Origin of the sequence: Streptomyces sp. NPDC102274, assembly GCF_044766385.1 — a bacterium.
Classification (GTDB): Bacteria; Actinomycetota; Actinomycetes; order Streptomycetales; family Streptomycetaceae; genus Streptomyces.
In genome coordinates this window covers 261,220-276,900 of the sequence record NZ_JBIWLW010000006.1, presented here as the reverse complement: position 1 = coordinate 276,900, position 15,681 = coordinate 261,220, and the positions used below count along the sequence as shown (strand labels likewise).

Genomic DNA, 15,681 nt, shown 5'->3' with positions numbered 1-15,681 from the left:
TCGGTCGTGTCGGCGCCGACCCTACAGATACAACAGCACTGTTACATTTCCTTTTATGACTTCGGCCAGCCCCGGTTCACCGGGTCCCGAGCTGCTCGGGACCCGGCTGCGGCATCTCCTCGACCGTCTCGAAACCGGTGTCGAGGCCGTCTATGCCGATCTCGGCATGGATGGCTTCCGACCCCGCTACACCCCCGTCGCCCGAGCCCTGGCCGCCGCTCCCGGGCCGTGCTCCATCCGCGAACTGGCGGAGGCGACCGGGGTGACGCACTCCGCGGCGAGCCAGACCGTCGCGCAGATGGCCAAGAACGGCCTGGTCGCCCTGGCTCCGGGGGACGACGCCCGGCGGCGCATGGTCCGGCTGACACCCGGGGCGGAGGAGCTGCTTCCGGCGCTGAACGCCGAGTGGGAGGCGACATCGGCCGCGGCGGCGGAGTTCGAGGCGGAGCTGCCGTATCCGCTGAGCCGGCTGATCGGTGAGGCACTGGAGGCGCTGGACCGGCGCCCGATGCGGCGGCGGATCGCGGACCGGTCGGCCTTGGGGCCGGGCCCGGACTCGGATACCGGGACCGGGAGTGGGACTGGGACCGGGAGTGGGACTGGGATCGGGAGTGGGACTGGGATCGGGACCGGGACTGGGGACTGACCGGGCCGGGCGTACGGCGGAAGCGGTCATGCCGTTCCGCCGTCACGCCGTTATGTGGTGACGCCGTCACGTGGTCACGCGTCGGGGACCCAACTGCCGTGGAAGCCGAGGGGGACCCGCCCCGGCAGATGGATCCGGGCGACCGGCTCCCCGGTGAAGTCCTGGGCGGCGAGGATGACCAGGTCGGCCGCGCCGCGCTCGGGGTTGTGCACGTAGGCGAGCGCGTAGCCGTCGTCCTCCGCGCGGGTGCCCTTCTCGGTGCCGGTGCCCTTGGTGGCGCCGGCCCCTGCCCGCGACGGTACGAACACGGCCTCGCCCACCGCCGCGCCCCGGGGGAAACGGTGCACCTCGGTGGTGCCGCGGAACAGATCGTGCTTGATCAGGGCGTTGCTGAAGGCGTGGTCCGGCGGGACGCCGTCGACCGTCAGATACGCCTGCCACATCTCCCCGGCCGTGGCGGAGTACGCGTAGCGATGCCGCCGGGACACCAAGCCCTCGTTGACCCGCGGGAATTCCTGCGGACGGTCGTCGAGACGCCGCGTACGCACGCGGCCGTGCGCCAGGTCGATGGTCCAGCGGTCGAGGGACGGGGTGCCGAGCGCCGAGGGGCCGCCGGAGCCCCGGCCGGCCGTGAAGAAGGGCGCCGGCATGGTGGTGAGATCCACGACCACGGACGAGCCCTCGTCATAGGCGTTCAGGGTGTGCGAGTAATAGGCGGACGGCACCTCGAACCAGCGGACCCGGCCACCGGCCCGTGGCATCACCCCGACGCGTGCGGGGTGCCGGTCGTTCCAGACGTACGGGACGAGGGCGCCCGCCCCGGCCGCCACGGGGTCGAAGGTCACCGGCATGTCGAAGACGACCACGTACTTCTCGGTCAGCGCGAAGTCGTGCATCATCGGGCTGTCGGCCACCGGGATCTTTGTGGTCCGTACGACCCGGCCGGTGCGGTCCACGACGAGATGCCGCACGTGGTCCCACGTCGGGTAGTACGTGATCGCGTGCAGCTCGTCGGCTCGCGCGTCGAACTTGGTGTGCGCGGTGAACGCGCCGCTCAGCGTTCCGCCGAAGTCGTGCGTGCCGATGGTGTTGAGCTCGTCGTCGAGTTCGTACGGCAGCGGCCCGCTCTCCTGTACCGCCAGAACGCGCCCCTTGTACGGGATCACGTGGGTGTTGGCCGCGAAGTCGTCCTCCGGAACCGGACCGTTGTACGGCTCGCCCAGCTTGCGGGCCACGGCGGCCGACCGTATCCAGCGGTTGCGGTACCACTCGGCGCGGCCGTTCCGGAGGCGTACACCGTGGACCATTCCGTCGCCCAGCATCCAGTGGTGCGCCATGGGGTCCTCAAGACCGAGGACGTTGGGGCCGTTGCGCAGATAGCGGCCGTTGAGCTCACGGGGTATGCGGCCGGTGACGGGGAGATCGAAGGCGGTGAGCTCGTCCGTCACCGGAGCGAAGGGGCCTTCGAGGAAGGGGCGGCTCGCGGTGGCGCTGGGCGTGGGCGTTGATGTGGCGGTTGCGGCGGTGGCTCGTGCGGCGAAGGGTGTCCCGCTGTGCAGGCCGAAGAACCCTCCGGCGGCTGCTACTGCCGCGCCGCGCATGATGTTCCGCCGAGTCCGGTCGGTCATGGTCGATCCCCCGTGGTGTGGTTGTGGCCGCTGGTTCGCGGAGTGACAACCAGAAGTCTCCGGTGGAACGCGGCCCGGGGCAGGAGGTCTGAGCACCGGACGGAGGTGTTGCTGGACCCCGGACGGGGGCGGGGTGGTGGCGCGAGTGCGGGCGGACGAGTCACGGGGGCTTTTCATGCCCGAACACGACAGCAGAGGCAGCGGACCAGCCCCGTCCGGCCATGTGCCGGGCGAGGCTTTCTCATGCCCTGCCCTCGGGTCATGACCGTCGCCGTACGCAACGCATGCCATGGCAACCGGCTCACTCGGGCGCCGATCGACCCTCAGCTCGGGGCGGATCCCGCGGTCGCCTTAGCCCCGTTCCCCGGCCCTCCGCGCGGGCCGCCCGGACGGGCCGGTACGGGCGGGGATGGCAGTCTTGGTGAATGCGTTCGCTTCCGTGCCATCCCGGCCCGCGCGTTTCCGGTGCTGCTGCTGCTGCTGCCGCCACCACCGCCACCGCGACCGCCGGTGCCATCACCGGCGCCATCGCCGCCGTACTGCTGATGGTGGCCTCGGCGGTGGTGTTCGCGCCCGCCGTCACCCCGGCCGCGGCGGCCGACGGGGCGCCCGACCGGAACTTCACGATCAAGGACCCGAGGATCACCGAGTCCAGCGGTCTGGCCGCAAGCCGAGCCCACCCCGGCGTCTACTGGACACACAACGACAGCGGTTATGGGCCCCAGATCTATGCCGTGGACTCCAGGACGGGTGAGACGGTTGCGACGCTCACCCTCGAAGGCATCGGCAAGCCCCGGGATGTAGAGGCCATCTCCATGGGTCCCGATGGGAATGTGTATGTCGGTGATATCGGCGACAACCTGAACGGCACCTGGGATCACGTGTGGATCTACCGCTTCCCCGAGCCCAAAGAGCTCCAGGACGCGACGGTGCGCGCCACACAGTTCACCGTGAAGTACGCCGACGGGCCGCGCGACGCCGAGTCGATGATGGTCGACCCCACGACCGGGCGGGTCTATATCGCCTCGAAGAACGAGAACGGTGGCGGCCTGTACGAGGGCCCGGCCAAGCTGACCTCGTCCGGGACGAACATCTTCCGGCGGATCGACGACGTGCCCTGGGTGACGGACGGGGCGTTCTCGCCGGACGGCAAGGAGTTGGTGCTGCGCTCGTACTTCAGCGCGCGTGCCTACGCGTGGCAGAACGGCCGGTTGGGTACGGAGCGCCGGGTCAGCGCGCCGTTCCAGCGGCAGGCCGAGTCGGTGACCTACACGGCGGACGGCAAGGCGCTGATGTTCGGTACCGAGGGCGAGGAGAGCGGGGTGGTGCGGGTGGAGCTGGACAAGGACACCGGCGGCGACTCGTCCTCCGGCGGCAACTCGCCTTCCGGTGGCGGGAGTTCCTCGTCGGGCGGGGGTGGGGACGGGGGCACCGCCGACGGCGCGGGCGACGGCGGGGACCAAGGGAATGCCACCCTCGGCGCGATCATCGTCATCGGTGGGGCCGCGCTGGTCTTCGCCTTCAAGCGAAAGCGCCGGAAGGACTGAGGCAGAGCACGAGCAACAGGAGCAAGAGCAGGAGCGCGGACGTCCGGCGTCATCCCGCCGTACCCCGCTCCGCCGTACCCCGCTCCGCCGTACCCCGCTCCGCCGTACCCCGCTCCGCCGTACCTTGCTCCGACGTACCCCGCTCTGCCGCGCGTCGTTCGACCAGCACCTCCAAGCCGTCGAGGATCCGCTGGAGCCCGAATTCGAAGTGGTCGAATTCGGGGCTGAACGCCTCCATGGACAGCGAGGCCATGACCGGATACACCCCGCTGGTCATGGCCTTCGACAGGACCGGCTCCTGCACCTGCCAGAACTCCTCGTCGGTGATGCCCGACCGCTTCTCCACCTCGATGGCATGGACATGCGTACGGGCGACCCCGGTGACATAGCCCTCGACCATGACGATCACGGAGATCATCTCCGGGTCGGTCAATCCCATGCCCTTGATGGCGGAGAGCGCCTTCTCCAGCCCGCTGACCGTGTTCGGGCCGAGGACCGGCCTGGCCTGGTTCACGGAGAGCAGCCAGGGGTGGCGCTGATGGAGCGCGAGCGCGGCGCGCGCCATCGCCTCGGCGGCGCGGCGCCAGCCGGAGCCTGAGCCGAGGTCGGCGCTGGAGCCGGCGGGGGCGGGGCTTTCGGCCGACGCGTCCGTCTCGCCCTGTACATGGTTCAGCATCAGGTCGATCAGCTCGGCCTTGCCGGGCACGTACCGGTAGAGGGACATGGTGCCCGTGCCCAGCTCGGTGGAGAGCCGGCGCATCGAGACCGCGTCCAGCCCCTCGGCGTCCGCGAGCGCGACGGCCGTCGTGACTATCCGGTCGAGCGTGAGGCCGGGTTTGGGGCCGCGGCCGGGGCGTTCGCCCGATCCCCAGAGAAGTTCGAGACTGCGCGCCACATTGCCGCTGCCGGTCGATTGCGTCGAGGTCATGGGCCCAGCGTAATCCCCTGGAAAGAAAATGAGTACGGTGTACTCTCATGTGGGTACGCTGTACTCAGTTGATCGATTGCTTGCCTGGGAGGGGCTGTGAACGACCACGCCGTGCTGGCGGAGGCGATCCGGAAGAGGTTCGGGGAGAAGGGCGGAAAGAGGGGGAAGCGGAAGAAGGGAGCGGCGGGAGAGAAGGGAGAAAAAGGGAGGTACGGGGAGCGGGGAGGGACGTACGCGCTCGACGGCTTCGACCTCGCCGTGCGCAGAGGCACCGTGCACGGGCTGCTCGGGCCCAATGGCGCGGGCAAGACCACCGCGGTCCGTGTTCTGGCGACCCTGCTGCGGTTCGACGCCGGGCGGGCGGAGGTGGCGGGCGTCGATGTGGCGCGCGATCCCCGGGGGGTACGGAGCAGGATCGGCCTCGCCGGGCAGTACGCGGCGGTCGACGAGATCCTGACCGGCCGGCAGAACCTGGAGATGTTCGGCCGCCTCTTCCACCTGGGCGGACGGCGGGCGGCGCTGCGCGCCGGTGAACTGCTGGAGCAGTTCGATCTGGTGGAGGCGGGCGGCAAGGGCGTCGGCGAGTACAGCGGCGGGATGAGACGCCGCCTGGACCTGGCGGCGTCGATGATCCTCGCCCCGCAGGTCCTCTTCCTCGACGAGCCGACGACCGGTCTCGATCCGCGTGGCCGCGGTGAGGTGTGGGACGCGGTCCGAGCCCTGGTGGCGGGTGGTACGACCGTACTGCTCACCACGCAGTATCTGGACGAGGCGGACAAGCTCGCCTCGCGCATCACGGTCATCGACCAGGGGCGGGCGATCGCGGACGACAGCCCGGCGGAGCTGAAGAACACCGTGGGCGGTGACCGGATCGAGGTCGTGGTGGCGGAGCACGCGGACATACCGGCGGCGGTCGAGGCGGTGGCGCGGGTGGCCGACGCGGCGGTGGAGACGGACGACGCGGCCCGCCGGGTGCACGCGGCGGTGAGCGACCGGGTGGCCGCGCTGACGGAGGTGGCGCGCACGCTCCAGGACCGGGGGACGGCGGTGGAGGACATCGGGCTGCGCAGGCCGAGCCTCGACGATGTGTTCCTCCGGCTGACCGGGCGCCGTACGGGCGCCGACGCCGATGCCGGTGCGGATACCGGCGCCGGCCCGGACGGGGACGTGGCCCCGGGCGTGAAGGAGGGGGTGGCGGCATGAGTGTCGCGCTGGATCTGGAGACGGGGAGCGACTACGGAAGCGGCCATGGCCGGGCGTACTGGGCGGTGGCCGACTGCTGGAATGTCGTACGGCGAGGGCTGACGCACTACCAGCGCCAGCCGGTCTATATCGTCTGGCAGCTGGGCTTCCCGATCATCTCGGTGCTGCTGTACGGATATGTCTTCGGCAGCGCCATGAAGGTGCCGGGCGGGGGCGACTACCGGGAGTTCCTGATGCCCGGGATGTTCGCGATGACGATGGCCTTCGGCTTCATGAACACGGCGCTGGCGGTGGTCACCGACAGCACCAAGGGGGTCATCGACCGGTTCCGGTCGATGCCGATGGCCCCGTCGGCGGTGGTCACGGGCCGGGGGGTCGGCGATCTGCTCACGGCGGTCGCGGAACTGCTGATCCTGGCCGTGACGGCGTTCGTGATCGGCTGGCGGTGGGACAGCGGATTCCCGGGCGCGCTGGGGGCCTTCGGACTGCTGCTGCTCCTGCGCTTCTCGCTGATATGGGTGGGGGTATGGCTGGGACTGCTGGTCCCCGGCCCGGAAGCGGCCGGGAACCTCTTCGTGATCGCCTTCCCGCTCACGATGATCTCCAGCGTCTTCGTGGCGCCCTCGCTGATGCCGGACTGGCTGGGCACCGTGGCCGCGTGGAACCCGGTGTCCTCGACGGTGACGGCGACGCGGGAGCTGTTCGGCAATCCGGTGGCGAGCGGCGGCAGCTGGCCGGAGGAGCACGCACTGCTGCTGTCGGTGGCCTGGCCGGTGGCGCTCACCGCGGTGTTCGTACCGCTGGCCGTACGGAGGTTCAAGCGGCTGAGCAGATGAGACGAGGTCCGGGGCGCATGGGACGGGCCCCGGCGCGGTGTGTGCGCGCCGGGGCCCGGGAAGCGAAGTTCCGGATCATCGGATCCGAACCGTCAGAGGCGTTCGATCACATAGTCGATGCACTCCGTCAGCGCCGTGACGTCCGCCGGGTCGATCGCCGGGAACATCGCCACCCGCAGCTGGTTGCGGCCCAGCTTGCGGTAGGGCTCGGTGTCGACGATGCCGTTGGCGCGCAGCGTCTTGGCGACGGCCGCCGCGTCGATCTCGTCCGCGAAGTCGATCGTGCCGATGACCTGCGAGCGCTTCGCAGGGTCGACCACGAACGGCGTCGCGTACTTGGAGGCGTCGGCCCATCCGTAGAGCGTGCGCGAGGAGGTGGCCGTACGGCGGACCGACCAGTCCAGGCCGCCCTGGGAGTTGAGCCACTTGAGCTGCTCGTTGAGGAGGAAAAGCGTGGCCAGCGCCGGGGTGTTGTACGTCTGGTTCTTCAGCGAGTTGTCGATCGCCGTCGGCAGCGAGAAGAACTCGGGGACATGGCGTCCTGAGGCGTGGACGCGCGCGGCGCGCTCCAGCGCGGCCGGCGAGAAGACGCCGATCCACAGGCCGCCGTCGGAGGCGAAGGACTTCTGCGGGGCGAAGTAGTAGACGTCCGTCTCGGTGATGTCGACCGGCAGGCCGCCCGCGCCGGAGGTCGCGTCGACGAGGACGAGCGACCCCTCGTCGGCGCCCGCGACGCGCTTGACCGGGGCCGCGACACCGGTGGAGGTCTCGTTGTGGGTGAACGCGTAGACGTCGATGCCCGCCTCGGCCTCCGGGTCCGGGTGCGAGCCGGGGTCGGCGGAGATGACGGTCGGGTCGGCCAGCCACGGCGCGAGCTTCGCCGCCTTGGCGAACTTGGAGGAGAACTCACCGAAGGAGAGGTGCTGAGACTTGTTCTCGATGAGACCGTGCGTCGCGATGTCCCAGAAGGCGGTGGAGCCGCCGTTACCCAGGATCACCTCGTAGCCCTCGGGGAGCTCGAAGAGGCTCCGTACGCCCTCGCGCACCGCGCCGACCAGGTTCTTGACCGGGGCCTGGCGGTGGGATGTGCCGAGGAGCGATGTACCGGTGGCGGCCAGCGCGTCCACCGCCTCCGTCCGCACCTTGGAGGGGCCTGCGCCGAAACGGCCGTCGGCGGGCTTGATGTCAGCGGGAATCTGGATATCGGCCACGAGTCGGAGCGTAGTCGCTCCCGGCGCACGGTCGATAACCGTGTCCGTCGGGTGAGACACCCCGTCCGGGTGGTGGGAAGGAGGTCACGGCGGCCCCGCCCGTGTCGCCGCCGCCCGCGCCTCCGCGATCAGCGCTTCACCCTTACGGAGTAGGGCGGTCGTCAGGGAGCCGCCCCCGGGGCGGCTGACTCCAGGGCGGTCTCCGCCTTCGCGCCCGGGGCCGTGGCCGCCGCTCTTCTCTCGGACAGGGCGTGGAGGTACTCGACGAGCGTGATCAGTACGTACTTGCTGGACGAGCGGTCCCGCGCGTCGCACTCCACGAGCGGCACGTCCGGCGTCAGTACGAGCGCCGCACGGATCTCCTCTTCGGTGTGGACGGGCCCGCCGAAGTCGTTGCAGGCCACGATGAAGGGGATGCCGTGGTGCTCCAGCCGGTCGATCGCGTACCAGGAGTCGGAGAGGCGGCGGGTGTCGACGAGTACGACCGCGCCGAGTGTGCCGGAGAAGAGCCGGTCCCAGAGGTACCAGAAGCGTTCCTGCCCAGGAGCCCCGAAGAGATAGAGCACCGACCGCGCGTCGAGGGAGATCCGGCCGAAGTCGAAGGCGACGGTGGTCGTGTTCTTCCTCTGGAGTCCGTCGAGCCCCGCGAGTTCGCTGATGTCCCGGCCCGCGTGCGTCATCGCCTCCTCGGTGTTGAGGGGACGGATCTCGCTGACGGAACGGACCATGGTCGTCTTGCCCACAGCGAAGCCGCCGACGATGACGATCTTCAGACCGTTGTCGGCGGTACTGGCCAGGGTGGGCCGGGCCGTTGACGGGCTGGTGGCCCGTTCGGAGGTCGCGGAGTCCAACGCGCACCTGCTCCAGGATGTGGGGATCGGGAAGGCGGTCGGCCGCCCGGGCCGTCCGGGGATGAGGGGCGCGGGCGCTGTTGGATAGTGTCAAACGGTGGCCACTATATGAGAATTGGCGATCAGTTTGGGAGGTTCCTGTTTCCTTTCTTCGCTGTTCCGGGAGCGGCGAACCCGGAAAAACCGGGACGGTGAGTGCGACGGGGGCATGCTGGATTCATGGCTGAGCGCGATACGCGGGATACCCGCAACGCACGAAAAGCGACGGCACCGGCGAGGGACGCCCCACCGGCCACCGAAGTGGCCGCGGCGCTGACGGCGGCCGTGCGCGGTGAGGTGGACTTCGGCGCGGCGGCCAGAGCGCTGACGACCATGGACGCGTCCAACTACCGGCGGGTACCGGTCGGCGTCGTCGCCCCGTACGACGCGGCGGACGTGGCGGCGGCGCTGGCGGTCTGCCGTACGTACGGGGTGCCGGTGGTGCCGCGCGGCGCCGGGACCTCGATCGCCGGCAACGCCACGGGCCTGGGCGTGGTGCTCGACCTCACCCGCCATCTGCGGTCGATCGTGTCGGTGGACGCGGCGGCGCGCACGGCGGTCGTCCAGCCCGGCGTCGTCCTGGACGAGCTGCGCGAGGCCGTACGGCCGTACGGGCTGACGTTCGGCCCCGATCCGTCCACGCACAGCCGGTGCACGCTCGGCGGGATGATCGGCAACAACTCGTGCGGAGCGCACTCGGTGGCCTGGGGCACGACCGCCGACAATGTCCACGAGCTGTCGGTGACCACCTACGGAGGCGCCGCACTGCGACTCGGAAGGGGCTGGGACGGCGTCCCCGCCGGGGTGCGCGAGCTGGTCGAGAGCAATCTCGCACCGCTGCGCACGGGCTTCCCCGCCGGGCTGCCCCGGCGGATCTCCGGATACGCGCTGGACGCGCTGCTGCCCGAGGCCGGCCCCGATCCGGCCCGTGCCTTCTGCGGCAGCGAGGGCACCCTCGGGGTCGTCACCGAAGCGACGGTACGGCTCGTCGAGTCGCCCCCGGCCCGCGCCCTGGCCGTCCTCGGCTACCCGGACGAGAGCGCCGCCGCCGAAGCCGCGGCCGGGCTCCTCCCGTACGGTCCGCTGACGGTCGAGGGCATGTCCGAGGACCTCGTACGCGTACGGGGCGACAGCGGGCACGGACTGCCGCGCGGCGGGGCCTGGCTGTTCGTGGAGACCGGCGGCGCGACGCCCGGCGAGGCACGGGCCGCCGCCACCACGATCCTCCGCGCGGCCGACGCGCTGGACGGGACGGTCGTGGCCGACCCGGCCGGGCAGCGGGCGCTGTGGCGCGTACGGGAGGACGCGGCCGGGACCGCGACCCGGATGCCCGACGACACGGAGGCGTGGCCCGGCTGGGAGGACTGCGCGGTGCCGCCCGCCCGGCTCGGCGCCTATCTGCGCGACTTCCGCGCGCTGCTCGCGGAACACGGCCTGCGCGGCACGCCCTACGGGCACTTCGGCGACGGCTGCATCCATGTCCGTATCGACTTCGACCTGCTGACCGACGACGGCGTACGGCGCTTCCGGCGCTTCTCTCAGGAGGTGGCGTCGCTGGTCGTCGCGCACGGCGGCTCGCTCTCGGGTGAGCACGGCGACGGGCTGGCGCGCTCGGAGCTGCTGCCGAAGATGTACGGGGACGAGCTGGTCGGGCTCTTCGGCCGGTTCAAGGACCTGTGGGACCCGGCGGGCGGGATGAACCCGGGCGTGCTGGCCCGCCCGGCCCGGCTCGACGAGAATCTGCGCTTCGCGGTGCTGCCGCGCGAGCCCGTCGAGGTCGCGTTCGGCTATCCGCACGACGGGCCGGGAGGCGGGGACTTCTCGGCGGCCGTACGCAGGTGTGTGGGCGTCGCCAAGTGCCGGGTGGGCGGGCCCGGTTCGGGCGTGGGAGCGCATTCCGGGCCGGGGGTGATGTGCCCGTCGTTCCGCGCGACGGGCGAGGAGCGGCACTCCACGCGCGGGCGCGCCCGGCTGCTCCACGAGATGCTCGCGGGCGAGGTGGTGACGGACGGCTGGCGGTCGACGGAGGTACGGGACGCGCTGGATCTCTGTCTGTCCTGCAAGGGCTGCCGCAGCGACTGCCCCGTGGGCGTGGACATGGCCACGTACAAGGCGGAGTTCCTGCACCACCACTACGCGGGCCGGATGCGGCCCGCCGCGCACTACGCGATGGGCCTGCTGCCGCGCTGGCTGCGGCTGGCGGCGCCGTTCGCGCGGGTGCTGAACGCGGCGGCGCGGGTGCGCCCGCTGGCGTCGCTCGCCAAGCGGCTGGGGGGCATCGCCCCGGAGCGTGCGATTCCGCGGCTGGCGCCCGAGCCCTTCGGACGGTGGCTGGGGCGGCATGTGAAGGCCCGTACGGAGGTCTTCGACCGAAGCCGTTCCGCCGTCCTGTGGCCGGACACCTTCACCGAGTATCTGACGCCGTCGGTGGGCCGGGCGGCGGTAGGGGTGTTCGAGGCGGCCGGGATCGGTGTCGTGGCGCCCCCGCAGGGGGGCCGGGTCTGCTGCGGACTGACGTATGTCTCGACGGGCCAGCTCGACCGGGCGCGTACGGTCATGCGCCGCACGCTGGACCTGATGGAACCGCTGGTGGACGCGGGCCTGCCGGTCGTCGTCCTGGAACCGAGCTGCGCGGGCGCGCTCACCACGGACCTGCCGGAGCTGCTCGGAGACGACCCGCGCGCGGCGCGGCTGGCCGCGTCCGTACGGACCTTCGCCCAGGCCCTGGAGGAGTGCGCGCCGCAGTGGCGGCCGCCCCGGCTCGACCGTCCGGTCACCGGCCAGACGCACTGCCACCAGCACGCGGTCCTGGGCGACGAGGCGGACCGCCGGCTGCGTGAGCGCGCGGGCCTGACCGGCGAACTGAGCGGCGGCTGCTGCGGGCTGGCGGGCAACTTCGGCTTCGAACGCGGCCATTACGACGTCTCGGTGGCCTGCGCGGAGGACCAGCTGCTGCCGTCGGTGCGGGCGGCCGGAAAGGGGACGGAGATCCTGGCGGACGGCTTCTCGTGCCGTACCCAACTCGCGCAGCTGGGCGGCCACCGGGCACGGCACTTGGCGGAGGTGCTCGCGGAGGCGCTGATGGAGGAATCGACGGAAGGGCCGGCCGAGGGGCGGTGATGGGAGGGGCGGTGACGGTGGTGACGGTGGCGGGTGGCCTGCGCGCCGTGAACCGCCCGGACCCCTCGGCCGGATCCCGTGCTTGTGCTCCTGTGCTCCTGTCTCCTGTTGTGCTCGCGCTCCCGCGCGTCAGCTCGCGGTAGGCCGGCGCCTGCGGGCCGCTGAGACCAGGCTCGCCCCCGCGATGACAGCCGCTCCGGCGACCCCGACGACAACCGACGGGGTGGGGCCCGACGCGGCCAGCGTCCCGTCAGGCTCTCCGCCCGCCGCCCGGGACCGGGCGGCGTCGAGGATCAGGTCGGTGACGGCCCTGGGATCGGCGAGCATGGCGAGGTGCGGGGCATTGATCTCGACGGTATGAGACCGAGCCCGCTCGGCTTCGAAGCGCTCCAGCTCGGGGGAGATGGTTTTGTCCTGGCTGGAGACGAGGGCCCAGGAGGGGATGGTCTTCCAGGCGGCGGGGCCGGCGGTGTCGGCGAACGCCTGTGCGTTGATCGGGCGTTGGGTGTCCGCGAGCACCGCCGTGACGGACGGCGGGAGCGAGGCGGCGAACACCGGCCGGAACCGCTCGGGCTTGATGTAGAGATCGGTGCCGGTGGATCCGTCCGGCCCGGTGAACGGTACGGAGATCGTGGCCGTACCGAGTTCGCTGCCGGGGAACTTGGCCGACAGGACGGAGAGGACCTCGCCCCTGTCGGGCATCAGCGCGTTGATGTAGACGAGCGCCTTGACGTGCGGATTGCCGATCGCGGCGCCGCTGATCACCGCGCCGGCGTAGGAGTGGGCGACGAGCACGATCGGGCCCTTGATGCTTCTGAGGAAGCTGGCTATGTACGCCGCGTCGCCGTGCAGACCCCGCAGCGGATTGGCGGGGGCCATGACGCGGTAGCCGTCGTTCTGGAGGTTCGGGACGACCTCGCCCCAGCTCGACGCGTCGGCGAAGGCGCCGTGCACCAGCACGATCGTCGGTTTGGCGGCGGTGACGCCGAGGCTCCCCGAGTGGTCGGCGGCAGCTGCGGCGTCGGCGGCGGGGATGGCGTTGGCGAACGCCGTCGCGGTGAACATCGCGGCGAGGGCGCACACGTGGTGCGAACGTATCCGAGGGCCGGAACGTGGACCTCTCCTCGGGCCGGGACGCGAACGTGTCCGCCGCCCGGGAGTGGATGGCATGGGCATGTCTCTCTCCTCTGGTGAAACGGGTGAGGGCGAGTCGACATCAGTGTGTTCACCCCCTGCCGAGGGGGCGCGCGGTGGCGGGCATGCGGGTGAACGGGGCGCGATCGGCCGCGAACGGGTCCGGTCGGACGCGGTCGGGTGAGCTCGGACGCGGTCAGGCGCGGTCGAGCGCGGTCGTGGTCCCGGCGTCGGCACGGGCACGGTCATGCTCCTGACGTCGGCGCGGTCATGTTCCCGACGCCAGTTCGTGGGCCAGGGCCGCGAGACGGGGGATCGCCGGATGCGCGGCGCCCTCGCGCCGGACCAGGAAGACCTGGAGCGGCGGAGCGTCGGGCACGGGGCGGTAGGCGACCCCGGGGTGAGGGTGCACGGCGGCCGTCGAGGCGCCCGTGACGCCGATGCCGCGCGCCGCCGCGATGGTCGTCAGCCACTCGTCGGTGTTGGTGACCGTGACGGTGGTCGCGGGACCCGCCCCCGGCGGCCAGAGCGCCGGACTCGTGGTGCCCGAGACCTTGTTCACGATCAGCGGTTGGGCCACCAGGTCCGCGAGCGTCAAGGACGTACGCGCCGCCAGCGGCCCGTCCGCCGGGACCGCCGCGATCCGGGCCTCGGTGAAGAGCAGTTCCGTGACCAGCCCGGGTATCTCCACCGGGCCGCGCAGCAGCGCCGCGTCGACCTCGCCACGCGCCAGTCCGGCCGTACGGTCGTCGATCCGCAGCAGTTCGAGCGGGGTCTCGGGCCGCTCCCGCTCCCAGCGGCGCAGCAGCGGCGTGGTGTACGGGCCGAAGGCCGACCACGCGTGCCCGAGCCTGAGCGGCCTGCTGCGCAGCCGCTCGGCGTGGAGGGCGTCGTCGAACGCGGCGACGGCCGAGGCCGCCCGCTCGCGGAAGGCGCGCCCCTCGGCGGTGAGGGCGAGATGGTGGGTGGAGCGCTCCGCGAGCCGTACGCCGAGGTGCTTCTCCAGCGCGGCGAGGGCGCGGGAGACGGCGGGCTGGGTGAGATGCAGCCGGGCAGCCGCCCGGGTCACGCTGGACTCCTCGGCGATGGCGAGGAAGCAGCGGAGGTGACGCAGCTCAATGCTCATGCGTCCCGAGCATAACGGCAGCCCAATCGGTATTTCACGGGATGGACCCCGGGGCCGTAGCGTGACCGTGGAAGGCAGCCCGAAGGTGGCCCGAAGGTGGCCCGCGAGCAGTCACGCAAGTGCAGTATGTTGAACTGCGAGTCCATTGAAGCGAACTGAGGGAGGAATCCGGTGGAAGAGCCGCGTACCGCTGCCGCTGCCGCTGTCGATGCCGCTGTCACTGTTGACGCCGCGCCTGTTGACGCCGCGGCCGGTGTCGCGGCCGGTGTCTCACTGCCGGAAGCGACCGGGTCCGTCGAGGCCGCGCATCCCGGCGACTCCGACGGGCCCGGCGGGCCCGTCGGCGGCAAGCGGACCCTCGGGCCCGTCGCCCTGGTCGTGGCGGGCGGGCTCTCCGTACAGTTCGGTGCCGCCATCGCCGTCCTGCTGATGCCCAGGACCGGCGTCCTCGGTGTCGTCTCGCTGCGGCTCGCGCTCGCCGCGATCGTGCTGCTCGCGGTCTGCCGGCCCGCCCTGCGCGGCCACTCGCGCGCCGACTGGGGCACGGTGATCGCCTTCGGCGCCGTCCTGGCCGCCATGAACTGCCTCTTCTACCAGGCGGCCGACCGTATCCCGCTGGGCGCGGCCGTCACCCTGGAGGTCATCGGGCCGCTCGCGCTCTCCGTGATCGTGTCGCGGCGGCTGGTCAACTTCCTGTGGGCGGGGCTCGCGCTTGGCGGTGTGCTGCTGCTCAGTGGCGGCGGTTTCGACCGGCTCGACCCCGTGGGCACGGCGTATGCGCTCGGGGCGGGTGTCATGTGGGCCACATACATAGTCTTCAGCGCGCGCACCGGCCGACGCTTCCCGCAGGCCGACGGGCTGGCGCTGGCGATGGCGGTCGGCGCGCTGCTCGCCCTCCCGCTGGGCGTCGTGGAGTCCGGCTCGAAACTGCTGGTGCCCTCCACGATCGGGCTCGCTCTCGCGGTCGCGGTGATGTCCTCCGTCCTTCCGTACACCCTTGAGCTGCTCGCCCTGCGGCGGCTGCCCGCCCCCACCTTCGCCGTGCTGATGAGTCTGGAACCGGCTGTCGCGGCGACCGCCGGATTCCTCGTCCTGCACCAGGCGCTCTCCGTCACCGACGCGCTGGCGATCGCGCTGGTCATCGCGGCGAGCATGGGCGCCGTACGGACCCAGATCGGCCGCGGGAACCCGAAGGCGGCCTCGGGGCCGGCCCCCGAGCCGGCCTCGAAGCCGACCCCCACGTCGACCCGGGCCGAGGCGACGGGAGAGCCCCGGGGACAGGCCCGGGGACAAGCGCGGGGAGAGGCCCGGGGGGCGGCCCGGGAAGAGGTCCGGTAACAGCAAAGCAAGCACGCTTGATTGTTTCTCCGGGCGCTGCCATGCTCCGGGGCACGCACACCGCCGTGTCCCGA

The 15,681-nt window shown here is 71.6% G+C and carries 12 protein-coding genes and 1 pseudogene; 6 read left to right on the top strand and 7 right to left on the bottom strand.

The window, feature by feature from the left end:
- Positions 1-55: 55 nt before the first annotated feature.
- A complete protein-coding gene (locus tag ACIRQP_RS11525; RefSeq protein ID WP_403886989.1) occupies positions 56-646 on the top strand; it encodes a MarR family winged helix-turn-helix transcriptional regulator in 591 nt (196 codons plus the stop codon).
- A gap of 74 nt (positions 647-720) precedes the next feature.
- Here ACIRQP_RS11525 and ACIRQP_RS11520 read toward each other — a convergent pair whose 3' ends face one another.
- Positions 721-2,274, bottom strand: coding sequence for a carotenoid oxygenase family protein (locus ACIRQP_RS11520; RefSeq protein ID WP_403886986.1), 1,554 nt, complete (start codon positions 2,272-2,274; stop codon positions 721-723).
- Positions 2,275-2,699: 425 nt separating this feature from the next.
- Here ACIRQP_RS11520 and ACIRQP_RS11515 point away from each other — a divergent pair, with 425 nt between their 5' ends.
- Positions 2,700-3,821, top strand: a complete 1,122-nt coding sequence (locus ACIRQP_RS11515; RefSeq protein WP_403886983.1) for a WD40 repeat domain-containing protein — start codon at positions 2,700-2,702, stop codon at positions 3,819-3,821.
- Positions 3,822-3,870: 49 nt separating this feature from the next.
- Here ACIRQP_RS11515 and ACIRQP_RS11510 read toward each other — a convergent pair whose 3' ends face one another.
- Complete coding sequence (locus ACIRQP_RS11510; RefSeq protein ID WP_403886980.1) at positions 3,871-4,749, bottom strand: TetR/AcrR family transcriptional regulator; 879 nt, start codon at positions 4,747-4,749, stop codon at positions 3,871-3,873.
- A gap of 111 nt (positions 4,750-4,860) precedes the next feature.
- On the opposite strand from ACIRQP_RS11510, the gene ACIRQP_RS11505 reads away from it, so the two are divergent.
- Positions 4,861-5,952 (top strand): ATP-binding cassette domain-containing protein, encoded by a 1,092-nt coding sequence (locus ACIRQP_RS11505; RefSeq protein WP_403887175.1) that lies wholly within the window; start codon positions 4,861-4,863, stop codon positions 5,950-5,952.
- A complete protein-coding gene (locus ACIRQP_RS11500) occupies positions 5,949-6,788 on the top strand; it encodes an ABC transporter permease (RefSeq protein ID WP_403886977.1) in 840 nt (279 codons plus the stop codon). Before ACIRQP_RS11505 ends, ACIRQP_RS11500 begins: the two co-directional genes overlap by 4 nt.
- 92 nt (positions 6,789-6,880) lie before the next feature.
- On the opposite strand, the gene serC is transcribed toward ACIRQP_RS11500, so the two are convergent.
- The 3 genes and pseudogenes from serC to ACIRQP_RS11485 all read right to left on the bottom strand — a co-directional run.
- Positions 6,881-7,999: a phosphoserine transaminase gene (serC, locus tag ACIRQP_RS11495; RefSeq protein ID WP_403886974.1), complete on the bottom strand. Its 1,119-nt coding sequence runs from the start codon at positions 7,997-7,999 to the stop codon at positions 6,881-6,883.
- Between the two features lie 161 nt (positions 8,000-8,160).
- The gene (locus ACIRQP_RS11490; RefSeq protein ID WP_403886972.1) at positions 8,161-8,850 is read right to left on the bottom strand and encodes a GTP-binding protein; all 690 of its coding nucleotides are present in this window, start codon (positions 8,848-8,850) and stop codon (positions 8,161-8,163) included.
- Positions 8,834-8,920 (bottom strand): annotated as a pseudogene (locus ACIRQP_RS11485) (DUF742 domain-containing protein); the annotation flags it as partial. The pseudogene ACIRQP_RS11485 and the gene ACIRQP_RS11490, both read right to left, overlap by 17 nt.
- Positions 8,921-9,069: 149 nt before the next feature.
- Here ACIRQP_RS11485 and ACIRQP_RS11480 point away from each other — a divergent pair.
- Entirely contained in the window at positions 9,070-12,009 is a 2,940-nt protein-coding gene (locus ACIRQP_RS11480) for an FAD-binding and (Fe-S)-binding domain-containing protein (protein WP_403886969.1), read from the top strand.
- A 129-nt stretch (positions 12,010-12,138) separates the two neighbouring features.
- On the opposite strand, the gene ACIRQP_RS11475 is transcribed toward ACIRQP_RS11480, so the two are convergent.
- Complete coding sequence (locus tag ACIRQP_RS11475; protein ID WP_403886966.1) at positions 12,139-13,092, bottom strand: alpha/beta fold hydrolase; 954 nt, start codon at positions 13,090-13,092, stop codon at positions 12,139-12,141.
- Positions 13,093-13,411: 319 nt separating this feature from the next.
- Positions 13,412-14,269 carry a LysR family transcriptional regulator gene (locus ACIRQP_RS11470; RefSeq protein ID WP_403886962.1) on the bottom strand — a complete coding sequence of 286 codons (858 nt, stop codon included), beginning with the start codon at positions 14,267-14,269 and terminating at the stop codon, positions 13,412-13,414.
- 273 nt (positions 14,270-14,542) lie between these two features.
- Between ACIRQP_RS11470 and ACIRQP_RS11465 the strand changes: the two genes are divergently transcribed.
- Positions 14,543-15,607: an EamA family transporter gene (locus tag ACIRQP_RS11465; RefSeq protein WP_403887167.1), complete on the top strand. Its 1,065-nt coding sequence runs from the start codon at positions 14,543-14,545 to the stop codon at positions 15,605-15,607.
- Positions 15,608-15,681: the final 74 nt, after the last annotated feature.